The sequence below is a fragment of the Dokdonella aquatica genome (assembly GCF_051987395.1).
GTDB lineage: Bacteria > Pseudomonadota > Gammaproteobacteria > Xanthomonadales > Rhodanobacteraceae > Dokdonella.
The window spans coordinates 4,177,349-4,193,763 of the sequence record NZ_CP197094.1; the positions used below are offsets into that span (position 1 = coordinate 4,177,349).

The 16,415-nt window shown below is 69.2% G+C and carries 15 protein-coding genes; 8 read left to right on the plus strand and 7 right to left on the minus strand.

Annotation, left to right across the window (positions count from 1 at the left end):
- Positions 1–2: 2 nt before the first annotated feature.
- Positions 3–1,187, minus strand: coding sequence for a formate-dependent phosphoribosylglycinamide formyltransferase (purT, locus tag ACQQ2N_RS18550; RefSeq protein ID WP_440223055.1), 1,185 nt, complete (start codon positions 1,185–1,187; stop codon positions 3–5).
- Between the two features lie 109 nt (positions 1,188–1,296).
- Between purT and ACQQ2N_RS18555 the strand changes: the two genes are divergently transcribed.
- The 8 genes from ACQQ2N_RS18555 to ACQQ2N_RS18590 all read left to right on the plus strand — a co-directional run bounded on the left by ACQQ2N_RS18555 (position 1,297) and on the right by ACQQ2N_RS18590 (position 7,845).
- Complete coding sequence (locus ACQQ2N_RS18555) at positions 1,297–2,736, plus strand: transglutaminase-like domain-containing protein (RefSeq protein ID WP_440223056.1); 1,440 nt, start codon at positions 1,297–1,299, stop codon at positions 2,734–2,736.
- Positions 2,737–2,891: 155 nt separating this feature from the next.
- Positions 2,892–3,710, plus strand: coding sequence for a hypothetical protein (locus ACQQ2N_RS18560; RefSeq protein WP_440223057.1), 819 nt, complete (start codon positions 2,892–2,894; stop codon positions 3,708–3,710).
- A 292-nt stretch (positions 3,711–4,002) separates the two neighbouring features.
- Positions 4,003–4,881, plus strand: a complete 879-nt coding sequence (locus tag ACQQ2N_RS18565) for an SPFH domain-containing protein (protein WP_440223058.1) — start codon at positions 4,003–4,005, stop codon at positions 4,879–4,881.
- A gap of 16 nt (positions 4,882–4,897) precedes the next feature.
- Positions 4,898–5,083 (plus strand): Arc family DNA binding domain-containing protein, encoded by a 186-nt coding sequence (locus tag ACQQ2N_RS18570; RefSeq protein ID WP_440223059.1) that lies wholly within the window; start codon positions 4,898–4,900, stop codon positions 5,081–5,083.
- A 15-nt stretch (positions 5,084–5,098) separates the two neighbouring features.
- A complete protein-coding gene (locus ACQQ2N_RS18575) occupies positions 5,099–5,287 on the plus strand; it encodes a DUF4177 domain-containing protein (RefSeq protein ID WP_440223060.1) in 189 nt (62 codons plus the stop codon).
- A gap of 10 nt (positions 5,288–5,297) precedes the next feature.
- Positions 5,298–6,650, plus strand: coding sequence for an alpha/beta fold hydrolase (locus tag ACQQ2N_RS18580; protein ID WP_440223061.1), 1,353 nt, complete (start codon positions 5,298–5,300; stop codon positions 6,648–6,650).
- A gap of 65 nt (positions 6,651–6,715) precedes the next feature.
- Positions 6,716–7,279: a M15 family metallopeptidase gene (locus ACQQ2N_RS18585; protein ID WP_440223062.1), complete on the plus strand. Its 564-nt coding sequence runs from the start codon at positions 6,716–6,718 to the stop codon at positions 7,277–7,279.
- Between the two features lie 89 nt (positions 7,280–7,368).
- The gene (locus ACQQ2N_RS18590) at positions 7,369–7,845 is read left to right on the plus strand and encodes a hypothetical protein (protein ID WP_440223063.1); all 477 of its coding nucleotides are present in this window, start codon (positions 7,369–7,371) and stop codon (positions 7,843–7,845) included.
- A 233-nt stretch (positions 7,846–8,078) separates the two neighbouring features.
- On the opposite strand, the gene ACQQ2N_RS18595 is transcribed toward ACQQ2N_RS18590, so the two are convergent.
- The 6 genes from ACQQ2N_RS18595 to ACQQ2N_RS18620 all read right to left on the minus strand — a co-directional run bounded on the left by ACQQ2N_RS18595 (position 8,079) and on the right by ACQQ2N_RS18620 (position 16,255).
- A complete protein-coding gene (locus ACQQ2N_RS18595; RefSeq protein ID WP_440223064.1) occupies positions 8,079–10,958 on the minus strand; it encodes a penicillin acylase family protein in 2,880 nt (959 codons plus the stop codon).
- Positions 10,959–11,081: 123 nt separating this feature from the next.
- Positions 11,082–11,459: a DUF423 domain-containing protein gene (locus tag ACQQ2N_RS18600; RefSeq protein ID WP_440223065.1), complete on the minus strand. Its 378-nt coding sequence runs from the start codon at positions 11,457–11,459 to the stop codon at positions 11,082–11,084.
- 34 nt (positions 11,460–11,493) lie between these two features.
- Positions 11,494–12,687 carry a DUF4340 domain-containing protein gene (locus ACQQ2N_RS18605; protein WP_440223066.1) on the minus strand — a complete coding sequence of 398 codons (1,194 nt, stop codon included), beginning with the start codon at positions 12,685–12,687 and terminating at the stop codon, positions 11,494–11,496.
- A 23-nt stretch (positions 12,688–12,710) separates the two neighbouring features.
- Positions 12,711–14,570 (minus strand): GldG family protein, encoded by a 1,860-nt coding sequence (locus tag ACQQ2N_RS18610; protein WP_440223067.1) that lies wholly within the window; start codon positions 14,568–14,570, stop codon positions 12,711–12,713.
- 12 nt (positions 14,571–14,582) lie between these two features.
- Positions 14,583–15,317, minus strand: a complete 735-nt coding sequence (locus ACQQ2N_RS18615; RefSeq protein WP_440223068.1) for an ABC transporter permease subunit — start codon at positions 15,315–15,317, stop codon at positions 14,583–14,585.
- Complete coding sequence (locus ACQQ2N_RS18620) at positions 15,314–16,255, minus strand: ABC transporter ATP-binding protein (protein WP_440223069.1); 942 nt, start codon at positions 16,253–16,255, stop codon at positions 15,314–15,316. The genes ACQQ2N_RS18615 and ACQQ2N_RS18620 overlap by 4 nt, the downstream gene beginning before the upstream one ends.
- Between the last annotated feature and the right edge of the window lie 160 nt (positions 16,256–16,415).

Below are 16,415 nucleotides of genomic sequence, written 5' to 3' on the forward strand. Positions count from 1 at the left end.
GCTCAGTCCACCGTCGCGCGCAGCTTGGAAGCCGCCCGCACGGCCTTGGCACGCGCTTCCTCGATGCTGTCGCCGCGCGCCAGCGTGACCGCGAGGCGGCGCTGGCCGCGCACTTCGGGCTTGCCGAACAGGCGCAGCGCGGTGTCGGGCTCGGCGAGGGCCTCGGCGACGCCGTCGAACACGATGCGGTCACCGTCACCCTCGACGAGCACGGCGCACGAGGCCGACGGGCCGAGCGCGCGCAGCGACGGGATCGGCAGGCCGAGGATCGCGCGCGCATGCAGCGCGAACTCGGACAGGTCCTGCGAGACCAGCGTGACCAGGCCCGTGTCGTGCGGACGCGGGCTCACCTCCGAGAACACCACCGCATCGCCCTTGACGAAGAACTCGACGCCAAACAGGCCGTAGCCGCCGAGCGCGGCCGTGACGGCCTGGGCCTGACGCTCGGCCTCGGCGAGCGCCGCGGCCGGCATCGCCTGCGGCTGCCACGATTCACGATAGTCGCCGGCGTCCTGGCGGTGGCCGATCGGCGCGCAGAACGTCGTGCCGCCGGCATGGCGCACCGTCAGCAGCGTGATCTCGTAGTCGAAGTCGACGAAGCCCTCGACGATGCAGCGGCCCTTGCCGGCACGGCCGCCCGACTGCGCGTAGTCCCACGCGGCATCGAGCTGCGAGGCCTCGCGCACGATGCTCTGGCCCTTGCCCGACGAACTCATGACCGGCTTGATCACGAAAGGGAAGCCGAGTGCCGCGACCGCCTCGGCATAGGCCTCTCGCGTGTCGACGAAGCGGTACGGCGAGGTCGGCAAGCCGAGTTCCTCGGCGGCGAGGCGGCGGATGCCCTCGCGGTTCATCGTGAGCCACGCCGCGCGCGCGGTCGGCACCACGTGCAGGCCCTCGCGCTCGAGCTCGACCAGCGTCGGCGTGTGGATCGCTTCGATCTCGGGCACGACGAGGTCGGGCTTCTCGAGCTCGACGAGACGGCGGATCTCCGCGCCATCGAGCATGTCGACGACATGGCTGCGGTGCGCGACCTGCATGGCCGGCGCATTCGCGTAGCGATCCACGGCGATGACCTCGACGGCGAAGCGCTGCAACTCGAGCGCGACCTCCTTGCCGAGCTCGCCCGAGCCGAGCAGCAGGGCGCGGATCGCGGTATCGGTATGCGGGGTGCCGAACGGTTTCATGCGCGGGTTCCGTGGACGGGGGCGCGAGTGTAGTACAGCGCGCCACGGCGGGCCGCGCACGCGACGCGCACGGCTGGCACAATCGGGATTCGCCCCCATGACACCGTCCATGTCACGCCTTCTCCTCGTCCTGCTCCTGCTCGCCCCGCTCGGGGTCCACGCCGCTCCGGCGGAAGACCAGTGGTTCACCGTGCTGCTCGACGGCCGCAAGATCGGCCGGTTCCACAACCTGCGCGAGGTGCGTGACGACCGCGTCGTCACAACCCAGCAGCTCGATCTCGAGCTCGATCGCGCCGGCACCCGGGTCGCGATGAGCAGCACCGAGACCAGCGAGGAGACGCTCGCCGGCGAGCCGATCGCGTTCACGAACGCCTCGCACCTGACCGGCAACGAAGCACGCATCGAGGGACGCGTGGCGAACGGCCGCGTGAGCGTGCGCATCCGCAACGCAGACGAATGGCAGGAGCGCGAGATGGCCTGGCCTGACGGCGCACTGCTTCCGGAGGGCCTGCGTCTGGCCGGCCTCGACACGCCGCTCACCAAGGGCGCGAGCGACCGGCAGCTGTCGTTCATGTCGTCGAGCCTGTCGGCGATCGCGATCACGAGGACGATCGGCGCGACCGAGACGGTCTCGCTCGCTTCGGGTCGCACGCGCCTGCATCGCGTCGAGCAGGCCTTCGAGTTCCCGGGGACGGGGATCGTCAGCACCGCGTGGATCGATGACGAGCGCCGCATCCGCAAGCTGTCCACGCCGATGCTCGGCGTCGAACTCGTCATGCTCGAGTGCGACGAGGCCTGCGCGAACGCGCCGAACCAGTCCTCCGACGTGTTCGAACGCACGCTCGTCCACGTGCCGCGCACGCTCGGCCGCGAGGAACTCGGACGTGGCCTGCGCTACATGCTCAAGCCCCGCGACCGCGGCGCGCCGCTCTCACTCGGTGACACCGCCGAGCAGACCGTGAAGCGGAAAGGCTCGCAGCTCGTCGTCGACGTGCACCGCGATGCGCGCGCAGGGTTCGGCAAGCCTCCGGAGGCGGCCGACCGCGCTGCCAACGACTGGCTGCAGAGCGATGCGCCCGAAGTCGTCGCGCTCGCGCGCAAGGCTACCGACGGTGTCGAGGGCGATGCCGCGCGCATGCTCGCGCTCGAGTCGTTCGTGAGGGGCTACATCACCGACAAGAGCCTCGGCGTCGGCTACGCCTCCGCGCTCGAGGTCGTGCGCGACCCGCGCGGCGACTGCACCGAGCACGCCGTGCTGCTCGCCGCCTTGGGTCGTTCGGTCGGCATCGCCACGCGTGTCGTCGACGGCCTCGCCTACACGCCCGGGTTCGCGGGACAGAAGAACGTGTTCGTGCCGCACGCCTGGGTGCAGGCCTGGACCGGCGACCGCTGGCGCAGCTACGACGCGGCCCTCGCCGGATTCGATGCCGGCCACATCGCGTTCTCGGCCGGCGACGGCGATCCGTGGCGCTTCTATCAGGCGCTCGACATGCTCGGCCGCATCGAGATCCGGCACGTCGAGGCGCTGCCCGCGGACGCGTCGCACTGAGCATGCAGCGCGCCGCAAGCCTCGTGATGACGGGTGCGCTGTGCGCCCTCGCCTTCGCACTTGCGATGCCGTCGTCGCACGCCGATTCGGCACCATCCGTACCTGAGGCCGGGACGACGGGACCGACACCCGACACGCCACAACTGGTCGGATTCGTGACCGATCCCTCGCTCGACGAGATCAGCGGACTCGCGGTTTCGCGACGTGATCCCGGGCGCTTCTGGGTGCACAACGACTGCCCACGCCCCGCCGCCCTGCGTGCCCTCGACGCGCACGGTCGTGCACTGGGCACGCTGGTCGTCGACGGCGTGCGCGCGGTCGACTGGGAGGACGTGGCCTCGTACGTGATCGACGGCGAGCCGTGGCTGCTGATCGGCGACATCGGCGACAACGGCGGCGTGCGCAAGGACGTCGAGATCATCGCCTTGCGTGAACCTCCGGTACCCGCAGCCGGCACGACGATCCACGCGCGCCCGGACTGGCGCCTGCGCTTCCGCTATCCCGACGCCCCGCACGATGCCGAAGCGTTCTCCGTCGACGTCGCCGCACGCGAGATCCTCGTCATCACCAAGCGCACGCCCGTGCCGCAGGTCTATGCCCTGCCGCTCGGACCCGGCGACGGCCGCGTGCAGGTCGCGCGACACGTCGTCGACATCACCGCGATTCCACGCCCGACCGCACAGGAGCGCCAGGCCCGTTATCCGGCCGCCCGGTACGGCGGCTGGCCGACCGGCATGGACATCGATGCCGCCGGCACGCGCGCGATCGTGCTGACCTACCGCGACGCATGGCTGTTCACGCGCACGAAAGGACAGGACTGGGCGAAGGCCTTCGCCTCGACGCCACGGCGCATCGTCCTGCCGCCGATCGCGCAGGCCGAAGCGATCGGCTTCGACGCCGACGCCACGACGTTCTACGTCAGCGGCGAACACGTGCCCGCGCCCTGGCTGCGCTTCGCGGTGCCGCGCCCCTGAGCACCGGCGCTGCGGGCAGCGCGTCCGTCACTCCCGCTTCGCCTGCGACCCTGTCGATCATCGCCCACGGCGGAATCCGCTGCGCGGGTTCCGCTTTGCCGAAGCGTCGATGCGCTTGCGCATGCATGCCGACGCATCACGGGCGGAAGCGATCGAGCATGGACCCGGGGCGATGGTCGGCGTCTGGGCGGCGCGCCGCGCCATCTTGCAAATAGATATCAATTTGATATCTTTCTTCCAGGCCGGACGGTTCCGGCCTGCGCCCCGAGCGCGCCGAACGGAGACCCTCGCCATGAATGAACGCACCGCCTTCTCGCTTCCCGGCATCCCCACGTTCCTCGCGCTGCTCGGCGGCACGGGCGCGACCGTGGCCTGGCTCGTGTCGGTCATCCGCGGCGCGCCCGGCGGCGATCCGGCACCCGGCCAGGTGATTCCGATCGTGCTGCTGCTCGCGCTGCTCGTCTTCCTGTTCAAGGGCCTGTTCGCTGTGCAACCGAACGTCGGCCGCGTCATGCAGCTGTTCGGCCGCTACGCGGGTACCGTGCGCGCGCAGGGCCTGCGCTGGACCAACCCGCTCTACACGCACAAGCCCGTGTCGCTGCGCGTGCGCAACTTCGAATCGGGCAAGCTCAAGGTCAACGACAGCGACGGCAACCCGATCGAGATCGGCGCGATCGTCGTCTGGCAGGTCGTCGACACGGCCGAAGCGGTGTTCATGGTCGACGACTACGAGAACTTCGTGCACATCCAGGCCGAATCCGCGCTGCGCCAGATGGCGACGAGCTACCCGTACGACGCGCACGACGACGGCAACATCGCGCTGCGCAGCCACGGCAAGGAGGTCAACGCACACCTGCGCGACGAGATCCAGGAACGCCTCGCCAAGGCCGGCGTGGAGGTCGTCGAGGCACGCATCAGCCATCTTGCCTATGCGCAGGAGATCGCCCAGGCGATGCTGCAGCGCCAGCAGGCCAGTGCGATCGTCGCCGCACGCACGCGCATCGTCGAAGGCGCCGTCGGCATGGTCGAGCTCGCGCTCGAGCAGCTCAACCAGCGTGGCGTGGTCGAGCTCGACAACGAGCGCCGCGCGGTGATGGTGAGCAACCTGCTCGTCGTGCTGTGCGGCGACCGTGCGACGCAACCGGTCGTCAACGCCGGCTCCTTGTACTGAGAACGAACGCGCGCCCGTGAGCGACAAGAAAGCCTACCCGCTGCGCATCAGCGCCGCCGTCATCGAGGCCATGCAACGCTGGTCCGACGACGAGCTTCGCTCGCTCAACGCGCAGATCGAGTACGTGCTGCGCGATGCGCTGCGTCGCAACGGGCGCCTCAAGCCGGCTCCGCCCGCGGAGCCGGTCGACGACGAAAGCTGACCCTGGAGACCGATCGTGTCCGACGCTTCGCGACGCTGGGATTACCGTACCGTGCGCATCAAGCCGAGCCTGCTCGGCACCTTCGACACCGAGGCGCTCGACGCGGCGCTGCAGCGCGAAGGCCGCGACGGCTGGGAGCTCGTCAACGCCCTGCAGACCGGCCCGCTGCAGCCGATCCTGCTGTTCTTCAAGCGCCCGCGCTGAGGGTGGCCCGATGAAGCGCGTCGTCCTCGTCATCGTGCTCGTCACCGCTGCGATCGGTGCGGGCGGCTGGTTCCTCATGCGTGCGCTGACACCGGCGCCGGCCAGCACCGCACCGCTCGATCCCGCGCAGGCTGCACGCGCCGAAGCCTTCCTCGACCTGCTCGACGCGGATCGCTTCGACGACGCACTCGCGATGACGACGCCGAAGATGCAGGAAGGCCTCGCCGGCAAGCTCGCGGAACTCTGGCAGTCATTACCGAAACAGCTCGGTGCGCGTGCATCGCGCAGCCCGGTGCGTGGCGAGATCGCCGGCGGGCAGCCGTTCGTGACCTCGACGCTCGCGTTCGCGATGCTCGCCCTCGATGCGCGCATGGTCTTCGAGGGCGAGACGATCGCGGGCTTCTGGCTCGTGCCCGCACAGGCGCCGGCGAAGGACTCCGTCGTCGAGACATCGACAGCGTGGCAGGAACGCGAGCTCGCCGTCGGCGAAGGCGCGACCGCCCTGCCCGCCACGCTGACGCTGCCGCGCGGTGCAGGCCCGTTCGCCGGCGTCGTGCTCGTGCACGGATCCGGTCCGCAGGATCGCGACGAGACGCTCGGCCCCAACGCGCCGTTCCGCGACCTCGCCCATGGCCTCGCCGAACGCGGCATCGCGGTGCTGCGCTACGAGAAGCGCACCAAGGCGCATCCCGAGGCCTACGTCGGCAAGGCCTTCACGCTCGACGACGAGACCGTCGACGACGCGCTCGCCGCCGTCACCACCCTGCGCGCTCAGGCCGGCATCGACGCACGCCGCGTGTTCGTCGCCGGGCACAGCCTCGGCGCGCTCGCCGCGCCACGCATCGGCCAGCGCGACGGCAACCTCGCAGGCCTCGTGCTGCTCGCCGCGCCGACGCTGCCGCTCGAGGACACGGTCGTGCGCCAGATGCGCCATATCGCGACGCTCGATGTGACGCCCGCCGGTGATATCGACGCCTCGCTCGCCGAGATCGAGCGCCAGCGCGACGCGGTCAAGTCGCTCGACGCGAGCACGCCGGCCGACACGCCGCTCATGCTCGGGCTGCCGGCCGCGTACTGGCGCGATCTCGCCGGCTACGATCCGGTCGCCGTCGCGCGCACGCTCGCGCAGCCGATGCTCGTGCTGCAGGGCGGCCGCGACTACCAGGTCACGCCGGCCGACGACTACGTGCGCTGGCGCGAAGCCTTCGCCGACGACGCACGCGTGACGCTCGTCGACTACCCGCTTCTCGGCCACACGTTCATGCCGGCAGGCGACCCGCCCGGCCCGCACGACTACCACGCCAAGGCGAACGTCGACGCGAAGGTGATCGCCGACATCGCCGGCTGGATCACTGCGCACTGACCGCGACGCATCGCACCGCGCGTCACGCCGCATGGGTGGCGCGCGCGATCGGCTAAGCTGCGCCGATGGCCGACACCGCCCCTACGCCTCCAGCCCGCTGCGACACCGACCGAAGGCGCGCGATCGTCGCCGAGGCGTTTGCGCTCGGCGTGCCCCGCGACTACGGCCGCGAGCGCGGCCTGCCGATCGTGCGCGAACCGCGCGACCTCGCCTCGATCGGCCGCGACATCCACGACCGCGAGCAGTGGCTCGCGCCGCGCGCGGCCGGCGCGTGGCGACGCATGCACGCCGCTGCCGCCGCGGACGGCATCGTGCTCGAGATCGTCTCGGCGTTCCGCTCCGCCGAGTACCAACTCGGCATCGTGCGCAGGAAACTCGAACGCGGCCAGGCCATGGACGCCATCCTGCGCGTCAGCGCCGCACCGGGCTACAGCGAGCATCACTCCGGACGCGCCCTCGACATCACGACGCCGGGCTTCGACGCCCTGGAGGAAGTATTCGAGCACTCGCCCGCGTTCGCGTGGCTCGTGCGACATGCCGCCCGCTTCGGCTACGCGCTGTCGTATCCGCGCGGGAATGCGCACGGGATTGCTTACGAGCCTTGGCATTGGTGCTGGCGGGATCGCTGAGTTCGTACGCAGCCACGTGTGGACGATCAGCGCACTCACGATGCCGGAATCGCTATTTCCCAGGCCAATAGTTCTGATCAGAGCAGTCCATGAAAATCGCCTTTGACCTGCTGCGTGCACTCATCGGCATCATTGCCGGCGTCGCCGTGATGGGAGCAGTGCCCATCTACAGTGAGCCTTTCCTTGGGTGTCAGGTTCGCGGCTTCGCCACACTGATGAAAGGCTGCAGCGTGTGGCCCGATTTCATTGCGGGATTGGCAACCGTTCTGGTGGTTACCGTGATCGGCCCGGCACGATTCCGACCTCAACTGCGGGGGTTGGTGCTCGTGGCCACGGTAGTGGTGCTTGGCGGACTCGCAGCCATCAAGTCGGGAATGCATCCGAACCTCTCTCGGCCTGCCGAGATGGTCTTCTACTGGGAAGGTGCCGGATTGGCCCTTTTTCTCGGCGGGCTGACGGGGAGCGGAATCGCCCTCTATCTCTCGCATCTGTTGAAAGCGAGAGAAAGGCGGGCTGCGACGTCGAATCAAGCCACCCACGATCGAGCACCACCAAGTCACACCTGAATCGCCAAAGGTTCGCTGGACCGCACGTCGCAGCAGCGACGGGCATGGTTACGAGCGGCAATCGATACCCGGAAGAATTCGAAACCCAAGTTGGCAAGCAGGCCATCGAGTTTCGGCCGGCACATGCCATGCCGCGTACACGACCGTGATCCCGCCCTGCGCGTCCCTCGGCTCGGACACCAGCCCCGAAACGAGGACCCGCGGCTCGTTCGCCGCGGGTCCTCCGGTTACCTTCAACGCGGCTGGAAGTTCACCACCGTGACGCCTTGCGCCAATGCCGCAGCCGCGGGCACGGGCAGCGGCTTGTACTGGTTGGTGAGCCAGCGGCCGAGCTGGCTCGCGTAGTGCGGGCTGCCGAGCACACCGCTCTGGCCGCCCGGCAGGATCTGCTGGGCGCTGATCACGGGCGTCATCTCGCCGATGAAGCGGCGTGCCGGGCCGGAGCCGAACATGAAGCTGTTGACGCCGGTGCCGCGCACGTCGTGGCTCGAGGCATCGACTGCTTCGAAACCGCCCGGGCGCGCGATGCCCGGCAGGCCGTCACCAAGGTTCGTGAAGCCGTACGGGTTCGCGCCCGGCAGGTTGAACGGCCCGCCGAGCGGATGATCGAACACGATGCGGTGCAGGCGGCCCCAGCGGTAGTCGGCCTGGTTCGTCGAACCCCCGAATGCCGGCCTGAAGGCCTCGCTCGCGAGCATCGTGAGGCCATCCGACAGTGCCTTGAGCAGCAGGGTGTCGCGCGCGGCCGCCGCATTCGGTGCGCCGTCGACCGTGAAGAAGTTCAGGCCCGAGACGCCCTTGCCGCCGAGTGCAGCGTAGTTGTCGAGCAGGAACTTGAAGCTCGCCTGCGCGTCGCGGCTGCCGGGACGGTAGTTGGCGAGGCCGACACGCGTCAGCGTGGTGTCGATCGTCGAGCGGATCGCCGCACTGCGCCACGCCGCGAAGATTGACGCCGAGATGCTCGCGTCGATCTCGGCCTGGCTGGGGTTGCCGAGCGCGAGCGGATTGTCGCCGGCGTCGTAGCCCTGCGCGATGCCGGTCGGCGCGGAGTAGTTCCACGTGCGCAGGCGACCGATCGCCTCGGTCACGCGTGCATCGGCGCCGAGTGCGGCGAGCGTGCCCCACGCGCCGGACGCACGCGCGTTGTCGTACGCGGCGAGCAGGTACGGCAGCGTGAGCTCGGCATCGAGCAGCTGCGTGTTGGCCTGCAGGCGCTGCATGTCGGCCATGCTGATCTTGTTGCCCGATGCGATCAGGCGCTGCAGCTCGCGGTCGATGCGGCCCATGCGGTACGCCGAGGCGCCGCCGACGTCGAGGTAGTAGATGCCGCCGCCGGGACGCAGCTGGTTCAGTGCGTTGTTGTCGAGCGAGAAGCCGATCGGATCGTTGTTCGCGTTGGCGAAGTAGCCGCGCTCCGGATTGATGACGTGCGGCATCTCGTTCGCGGGCAGGATCTCGAACGGCGTCGCCTGGTTGGGCTGGCGGTTCTGCACCGGCATCCAGTCGTGCAGGCCGATCGAGCCGTCGCGGATGAGCCACGGCGGACGCCCGCCGGCCGGCGCGTTCTGCGTCTGCAGGTCGCGGCGCACGGGCGCTTCGCCGGTCACGAAGTAGGCGATGTTGCCGTCGACATCGGCGTAGGCGAAGTTCTGCGAGCCGAAGTCGAAGTAGGTCAGCGCCTCCTGGAACTGCGCGAGGTTGCCGGCACGGTTGATGCGGCGGAACGATTCGATCTCGAACGTCGCGCCCCAGCCTGTATACGCGATCGACAGGCCCGTGGTGCCCGTGATGCTCGCGAGCGCACCGCCGTTGCGGCGCGGCACGATCACGCTGACGCCGCCGTTGGTGTAGCCGATCGAGTTCTCGCGCGTCACCGTGTCGGGCGTGCCGTTCATGCGGTTGACGTAGTAGTTCTGGAAGATCCACTGCACGGGTTCTTCCTGGCCGCTGTGCACGGTCGCGTACGGCAGGCCGTAGCTGTTGAGCACGAGCTTTTCCTGGAACACGTCGGTGACGTCGAGCGAGTTCGTCGTCGTGCCCCAGCACTGGCGCTGGTTGCAGCCCTGGATGATGCCCGGCGCACCCGGCACGCTGACGCCGGTCGCGTCGAGGATGCTGCCACCGCGCTGCTCGCGCGACAGCAGGTGCATCTCCATGAACACCGGAGGCACGTCGAGGCCGAGGTGCGGGTCGTTGGCCATGATCGCCTTGCCCGACACCGTATGGCGTCCCGCGACGGCCCACTCGTTGCTGCCGATCGGCGTGTCGCGGCCCTCGAGCGCGCGGCCGAGCAGCGGATGGCCTTCGAGCGACTCGCGCAGCTGGCGCGCCATGTCGATGGTCTGTGCGTCGATCGTGTCGACCGCAGGCGGCACGTCGTGCGGCGAGGTCGACTTCGCGTAGCCCGCCGTCGCCGCGGCACTCGTGCCGCCGCCCGGCTGGAAGCCCGGCACCGAGACGCGGTCGTCGGCCGGCGCGATGCGGTGCGTGTCGCCGAAGTACAGCACGCTGCCGTCGAAGCCCGCGGCGGCACCGGCCTGCTGGTATGCACCGACCTTGATGGTCGGATCGATGTCGAGATCGAACGAGAGCTGGAACGCAAGGCCCTTGCCGACGCACAGCGAATCGACCGGCGTCCACGGCTCGGCCTTGCTGAGCTGCAGCGCGGCGTACTCGGGCGGCAGCGGGTTGCTCGACAGCCAGAAATTGACGCCGTCGGCGTACGCGCGCAACCAGCCGCGCGAATCGTCGGACATCGCCGCCCAGGTCTTCACGGCGCCGCGGCGCAGGCCCAGCGTGCGCGCCTGCACGTCGTTGGCTAGCTGCGAGGTGCCGACGAGTTCGGCCAGCGTGCCGCTCACCGAGCGACGCGTGAGGTCCATCTGGAAGAAGCGGTCGCGCGCATGCGCGTAGCCCTGCAGGAACGCCGCGTCATTGTCGTTGGCGGCTTCGATCGTCGGCACGCCCTCGGCGTCCCACGAGATGCGGCCCGGAGCCGACAGGCCCGGTGCGTTGAGGCTCTGCGCGAGCGCAGGCGTGGCCATCGCGCAGGCGAGGCCGAGCGCGAGCAGGCTGCGCCGCGTCCGGGCGCGCCGTTCGGTGGTGGTGAGCATGGAATCCCCTTCTTCGTCGTGGTTCGCGTCAAACGCTTGTTCGACGGAGTATGCCAACGGGTTCAGGAAATCCTGTTGTGCGCTGCATCTACTGCGGCGCAAGAACGCGCCGCGTGACCGCGCTCAACGACGGCGTGCGAACGCGACGATCAACGCGATCCAGCCGACGAGGAACGCGACACCGCCGAACGGCGTGACGATCCCGGCCATGCGAGGCGCACCGAGCGCGAGCGCGTAGAGACTGCCCGAGAACAGCACGATGCCGACGCCGAACGCGATCGCCGCGACGCGCGAGCCACGCGAGGCGAACGGCAGCAGTGCGACCGCGAGCAACGCGAGGGCATGCCAGAACTGGTAGTCGACCGCGATCTGCCAGAGGCGCAGTGCATCGGCATCGAGACGCGCGCGCAACGCGTGCGAACCGAACGCGCCCGCGGCGACCGCGAGCGCGCCGGCGACGCTGCCGGCCACGCCGGCGACGCGCGACACCGGCATCGTCATGCGGACGATGCCGGCGCGAAGATGCGGAGGGTTCTCACGAGCCCTTGGCCGGCTTCGCCTCGAGCGGTGCGAGCATGTCCTCGAGCGACTTGTCGATGTTGGACACCTTGTGCGCCGGCAGCACGAAGACCCAGCCGTCGAACGTCGCGGCGAGTTCGGCCGCTTCCTTCTTCGCGGTCTCGAGGCGCTGCGTGCGATCCGCGGCCGGATCGGAGACCGCGAGCGGCGGCTCCGGTGCAGCCGGCGGCGGTGCGCCTTCGACCGCTTCCGCAGGCTTGATCGCGGCGTGCTCGGCCACCGCCTTCGCCTGCTCGCGTTCGACATGCGCAGCCGCGGCGGCCTCGTCGAGCGAGGCCTTCAACGCGACATGCTGCTTCTCGCCGACCGGCCACATCGCGGCCTCGACGACGAGGCCGTCGAACGTGGCGTAACGCGCCGTCAGTGCCTTGTCGGGGCGCGGCGATTCCGCGGCCGGCATGACGTCCTCGAGGCGCAGTTCGGCGAGCACCGAGGCGAGGCCGTTGGCGACGTACTCGGAACTCACCGCGCGGCCCTTCGGCACGTCGGCGACCTTGAACGGGCCGTCACCGGCCGAATCCTTCGACACGTGCAGGCGCTTGCCGTCGGCACGCGTGATCGTCACCGAGGCGATGCGATCCGAGGCGATGTTGGCGAGGTCCTTGCGCACCCAGTCGGCGGCGGTCTTGTCGGGTGACAGCGTGCCCTTGGCGAGCCAGCTCTGCTCCTCGGCCGCGCGGCGCACGAACGTGCCGCTGCCGCCCTGCCCGTCGAACAGGCCCACGACGATGCGTGCGGGTTCGGCGAGGCCGTCGATCTCGACGAGCGTGCCCTTCGCGTCGGGCGCGGTGACGTCCTCGACGCCGAGCGTCGCGTAGCGTTCCTTGTTCGCCGTCTTGCGCTCGACCAGCGTCGCGTCGGCGACGCGCAGCAGGTAGTCGCGCAGCTTGCCGAAATCGGCCGGATAGCCGCCCTTCTGCACGACCTTCCAGGTGCCGTCGGCGCGTTCGAGCGTCGCGACGGGCTGGTTGTTGGCACCGGTCAGGGTGAGCTTCTTCACGTCGTTGACGTGCTCGCGCAGGCCCGGCACGAGCAGGCCGGCCTGGGCACCGACGTCGCTCGCGGGGCGACGCGCATGGTGGATCGAGAACGCGGCGATCGCGGCGACGAGGGTGATCGCGCCGAGGCCGAGGAGGGTCTTCTGGTTCATCGTGTCGATTCTCCGTTGCGCGCTCAGGCCGCCTTGCGGCGACGCACCTGCCACACCGCGAAACCGGCCGCGATCAGTGTCACGAGCAGCGGCATCAGCACGATGTTGAGGAACTTGAGCTTCGTGCCGAGGGCTTCGATGTCGGCGTCGAGCGAGCGGCGCACATCGCGCAGCTCCTTGCGGATCTCTGCCTTGCGCGCGGTGAAGTTGTCGAGCTCGGCCTTCTGCTCGGGCGACAGGATCATCGCCTGGTCCTGCGACTTCGCGCTCTGCAGCTCGACCAGCTTGCGCTCGGTTTCCTGCAGTTCGCCCTGCAGCTCCTGCTCCTTGGCGCGGAAACGGTCGTCCGCACCGCGGCGGATCTCCTCGACCGTCGTGAACGGACGCTGCGAGGTCGCACGGCCGCGGATCGAGATCAGCGCCGACGAGCCGGTGAGGTTGTCGACCGCGTTGAGCGCGAAGTCGCCATTGTTGGCGAACGCGTTCATGAGGCGCTGGCCGAGGAAGTTCTGCACCTGCACCCACAGGCGGTCGGCGAGCAGGTCGGTGTCGGCCACGATCACGACCTGGCCCGGCGCCTTGCCTTCGGCGAGATGACCCTCGCTGCTGCGCTCGGGGAACGCGGTCTTGAACGTGCCCTCGACGCGGCCCGCGAGCACGTAGCGCTCGCCGCTCGGCGCGAAGCCCGACAGCAGCTCGCCCGGGTCGGGCAGCATGCGCAGGCGCTCGGCCGGCGCGACCATCGCGTCGCCCGAGCTCTGCATGAGCGGCACGAGCGTGTAGCCCGAATCCTTGGCCAGCGTGAAATGGCCGGCGCTCGACAGGTTGATCGACTCGAGATTCGCGGTGACGACGTCGTCGTGGTTGAGGTCGGCCGCGGTCAGGCCGAGGATGCCGGCGTGGCGCACCGGCGCTCGGCCCTGCCCCACGCTGACCGCGACGGCACGCGCGCGGTCGAGCACGATGCTCTTGGGGTCGTACTCGATGCCCCAAGCCTTGAACAGCTTCGGCAGGTCCGACGTGCGATCGGCGAACATCGCCGCCTGCGGGTTCTCGGGATCCGCACCGGCCGTGTCGAGCTCGGCGTCGGGATCGACGAACGCGAGCAGGTGGCCGCCGCGCAACACGAACTGGTCGATCGCGTACTGCGCCGCGTCCGACAGCTGCTTGGGATGCACGAGCACGAGCACGCCGATCTCGGGATCGATCGTGGTCAGGCCGCCCGCGTTGAGCTCGCGCACCTCGAACGACTGCGAGAGCTGCTGCTGCACGGCCCAGGGCTCACGCATCTGGCGCGTCTGCGGATCGAAGCCGGCACCGATCGGCAGGCTCGAGACGAGCCCGATGACGGGCTTCTTGACGGTCGCGAGCTCGTTGACGAGCTTGGCGACGTCGTACTCGAGGAACGACTCCTTGTCCGGCTGCAGGAACGGGATCACCGCGCGCCCGTTGGTCGAGTTCGTGCCGGCGAGGCCGAAGAACACGGTCTCGCCCGACGTACCGACCGGCAGCGCCTGCAGGCCATAACCCGAGGCACGGTCCTCGTCCTCCGAGAACGGCAGCGGATCGATCACCTCGAGGTTGATCTTGCCCTTGGCGCGTGCGGCCATCTCCTCGAGCAGCTCGCGCACGCGCTGCGCGTAGGTGCGCAGCTGCGGGAACCCCTGCGTGCCCTTGTCGGAGTAGAACAGGTACAGGTTCACGGGCTCGTCGATCGAGGCGAGGATCTCCTTGGTGCCCGACGACAGCGTGTAGAGGTTGTTCTGGGTGAGGTCCAGGCGCGCGCCGCGGAACAGCACGTTGACGACGAGCATCAGCGCGACGAACAGGATGATCAGCACGACGAGCGCGCCGCCGGAGAGGGTCTTGCGGTTGAAGGTCATGTCGGCGTTCCCTCAGTCGGCCTTCTTGAGATCGATGACGATCGCGCTCGCGTACAACCAGAAGCCGATCATGAGCAGGAAGTACAGCAGGTCGCGCAGGTCGATCACGCCCTTGCTGATCGACGCGAAGTGGGTCAGGAAGCTCAGGCCCGCGATCGCGTCGACGAGGCCTTGCGGCGCCCACGCGCGGAACGCGTCGAGCACGAGCGGGAAGCCCGCCATCACGAGCGCGAAGCACACGACGACCGTAAGGATGAACGCGACGACCTGGTTGCGCGTCGACGCCGAGATGCACGAGCCGATCGACAGGAACGCACCGGCCATGAGCATCGAACCGATGTAGCTCGCGACGATGACGCCGTGGTCCGGGTTGCCGAGGTAGGTCACCGTGATCCACAGCGGGAACGTCAGCGCGAGCGCGATGCCGATGAACGCCCACGCGGCGAGGAACTTGCCGACCACCGCCTGCCACATCGTGATCGGCAGCGTCAGCAGCAGCTCGATCGTGCCGCTCTTGCGCTCCTCCGACCACAGCCGCATCGACACCGCGGGTACGAGGAACAGGTACAGCCACGGGTGGAAGTTGAAGAACGGCATCAGGTCGGCCTGGCCGCGCTCGTAGAAGTTGCCGAGGTAGAACGTGAACGCACTCGACAGCACGAGGAAGATCACGATGAACACGTACGCGACGGGCGTCGCGAAGTAGCTGCGCAGCTCGCGCTTGAACACGCCGGTGATCGCGCTCATGCGGTGGCCTCCTTCGTCGTCGCGCCCTGGGTGATCGTGCGGAACACCTCGTCGAGGCGACCGCCCTCGAGCGCGAGCTCGCGCACGACGATGTTCTGCTCGCGCAGCGCGTCGCTCACCGCCGTGAAGATCTGGCGGCCGGGCTTCGGGAACGCGGTGAGGCGGCCATCCTGTGCGTCGACCTCGATCGCGGCGACGTCGGGCACGCGCGACAGCGCCTCGCGCGCGGCCATGAGGTTGCCGGCGGTCAGCGACACGGCCTGGTGGTAACGCGAGCGTGCCTCGAGTTCGGCCGGCGTCGCGTCGGCGAGGATGCGGCCGCGCGCGATGATGATCGCGCGGTTGCACACGGCGTGGACTTCCTCGAGCACGTGCGTGGACACGATGATGGTCTTGTCGCGCGACATCGCGTTGATGAGCGTGCGCACCTCGTGCTTCTGGTTCGGATCGAGGCCGTCGGTCGGCTCGTCGAGGATCAGCACCTTCGGATCGTGCACGATCGCCTGGGCGAGGCCGACGCGGCGCTTGAAGCCTTTCGACAAGGTATCGATCGGCTGCTCGAGCACGGCCTCGAGCTGCAGGCGGCCGATCGCGTCGTCGAGGCGGCGGTCGCGCACGCCCTTGTCCACGCCACGCATGTCGGCGATGAAATCGAGGAACTGCCGCACGCTCATCTCGCCGTAGCTCGGCGCTCCCTCGGGCAGGTAACCGAGCACGCGCTTGGCCTCGAGCGCCTGCGAGGCGATGTCGAAGCCGCAGACCTTCGCCGTGCCGGACGTCGGCGCGAGGAAGCCCGCGATCATCTTCATCGTGGTCGACTTGCCGGCACCGTTCGGTCCGAGGAAGCCGAGCACCTGCCCGGGCTCGACCTTGAACGTGATGCCGTCGACGGCGGTGAACTCGCCGTAGCGTTTTCCGAGTGCGTGGGTTTCGATCATCGGCTCACCCTGATCCTGATGTGGCATGTGGAAAGATCGCGCCGGGGACGCGACGCGAGGCGCACCGTCGGCACGGCCGTGCCGTGGCTCCGATGGGTCGGGAACCAGGCGCGGGACGCCGAGGGGGTGCGCGAGCGCTGCGCAATGTACAGCAAAGGCT

What these genes read in the sequence shown, in the direction of transcription:
- ACQQ2N_RS18565 (WP_440223058.1), top strand. Translation starts at nt 4,003, where the DNA reads ATGAATGAACGCACCGCCTTCTCGCTTCCCGGCATCCCCACGTTCCTC.
- ACQQ2N_RS18580 (WP_440223061.1), top strand. Translation starts at nt 5,298, where the DNA reads ATGAAGCGCGTCGTCCTCGTCATCGTGCTCGTCACCGCTGCGATCGGT.
- ACQQ2N_RS18610 (WP_440223067.1), bottom strand. Translation starts at nt 14,570, where the DNA reads ATGACCTTCAACCGCAAGACCCTCTCCGGCGGCGCGCTCGTCGTGCTG.
- ACQQ2N_RS18600 (WP_440223065.1), bottom strand. Translation starts at nt 11,459, where the DNA reads ATGACGATGCCGGTGTCGCGCGTCGCCGGCGTGGCCGGCAGCGTCGCC.
- ACQQ2N_RS18585 (WP_440223062.1), top strand. Translation starts at nt 6,716, where the DNA reads ATGGCCGACACCGCCCCTACGCCTCCAGCCCGCTGCGACACCGACCGA.
- ACQQ2N_RS18555 (WP_440223056.1), top strand. Translation starts at nt 1,297, where the DNA reads ATGTCACGCCTTCTCCTCGTCCTGCTCCTGCTCGCCCCGCTCGGGGTC.
- ACQQ2N_RS18590 (WP_440223063.1), top strand. Translation starts at nt 7,369, where the DNA reads ATGAAAATCGCCTTTGACCTGCTGCGTGCACTCATCGGCATCATTGCC.
- ACQQ2N_RS18595 (WP_440223064.1), bottom strand. Translation starts at nt 10,958, where the DNA reads ATGCTCACCACCACCGAACGGCGCGCCCGGACGCGGCGCAGCCTGCTC.
- ACQQ2N_RS18605 (WP_440223066.1), bottom strand. Translation starts at nt 12,687, where the DNA reads ATGAACCAGAAGACCCTCCTCGGCCTCGGCGCGATCACCCTCGTCGCC.
- ACQQ2N_RS18620 (WP_440223069.1), bottom strand. Translation starts at nt 16,255, where the DNA reads ATGATCGAAACCCACGCACTCGGAAAACGCTACGGCGAGTTCACCGCC.
- purT (WP_440223055.1), bottom strand. Translation starts at nt 1,187, where the DNA reads ATGAAACCGTTCGGCACCCCGCATACCGATACCGCGATCCGCGCCCTG.
- ACQQ2N_RS18615 (WP_440223068.1), bottom strand. Translation starts at nt 15,317, where the DNA reads ATGAGCGCGATCACCGGCGTGTTCAAGCGCGAGCTGCGCAGCTACTTC.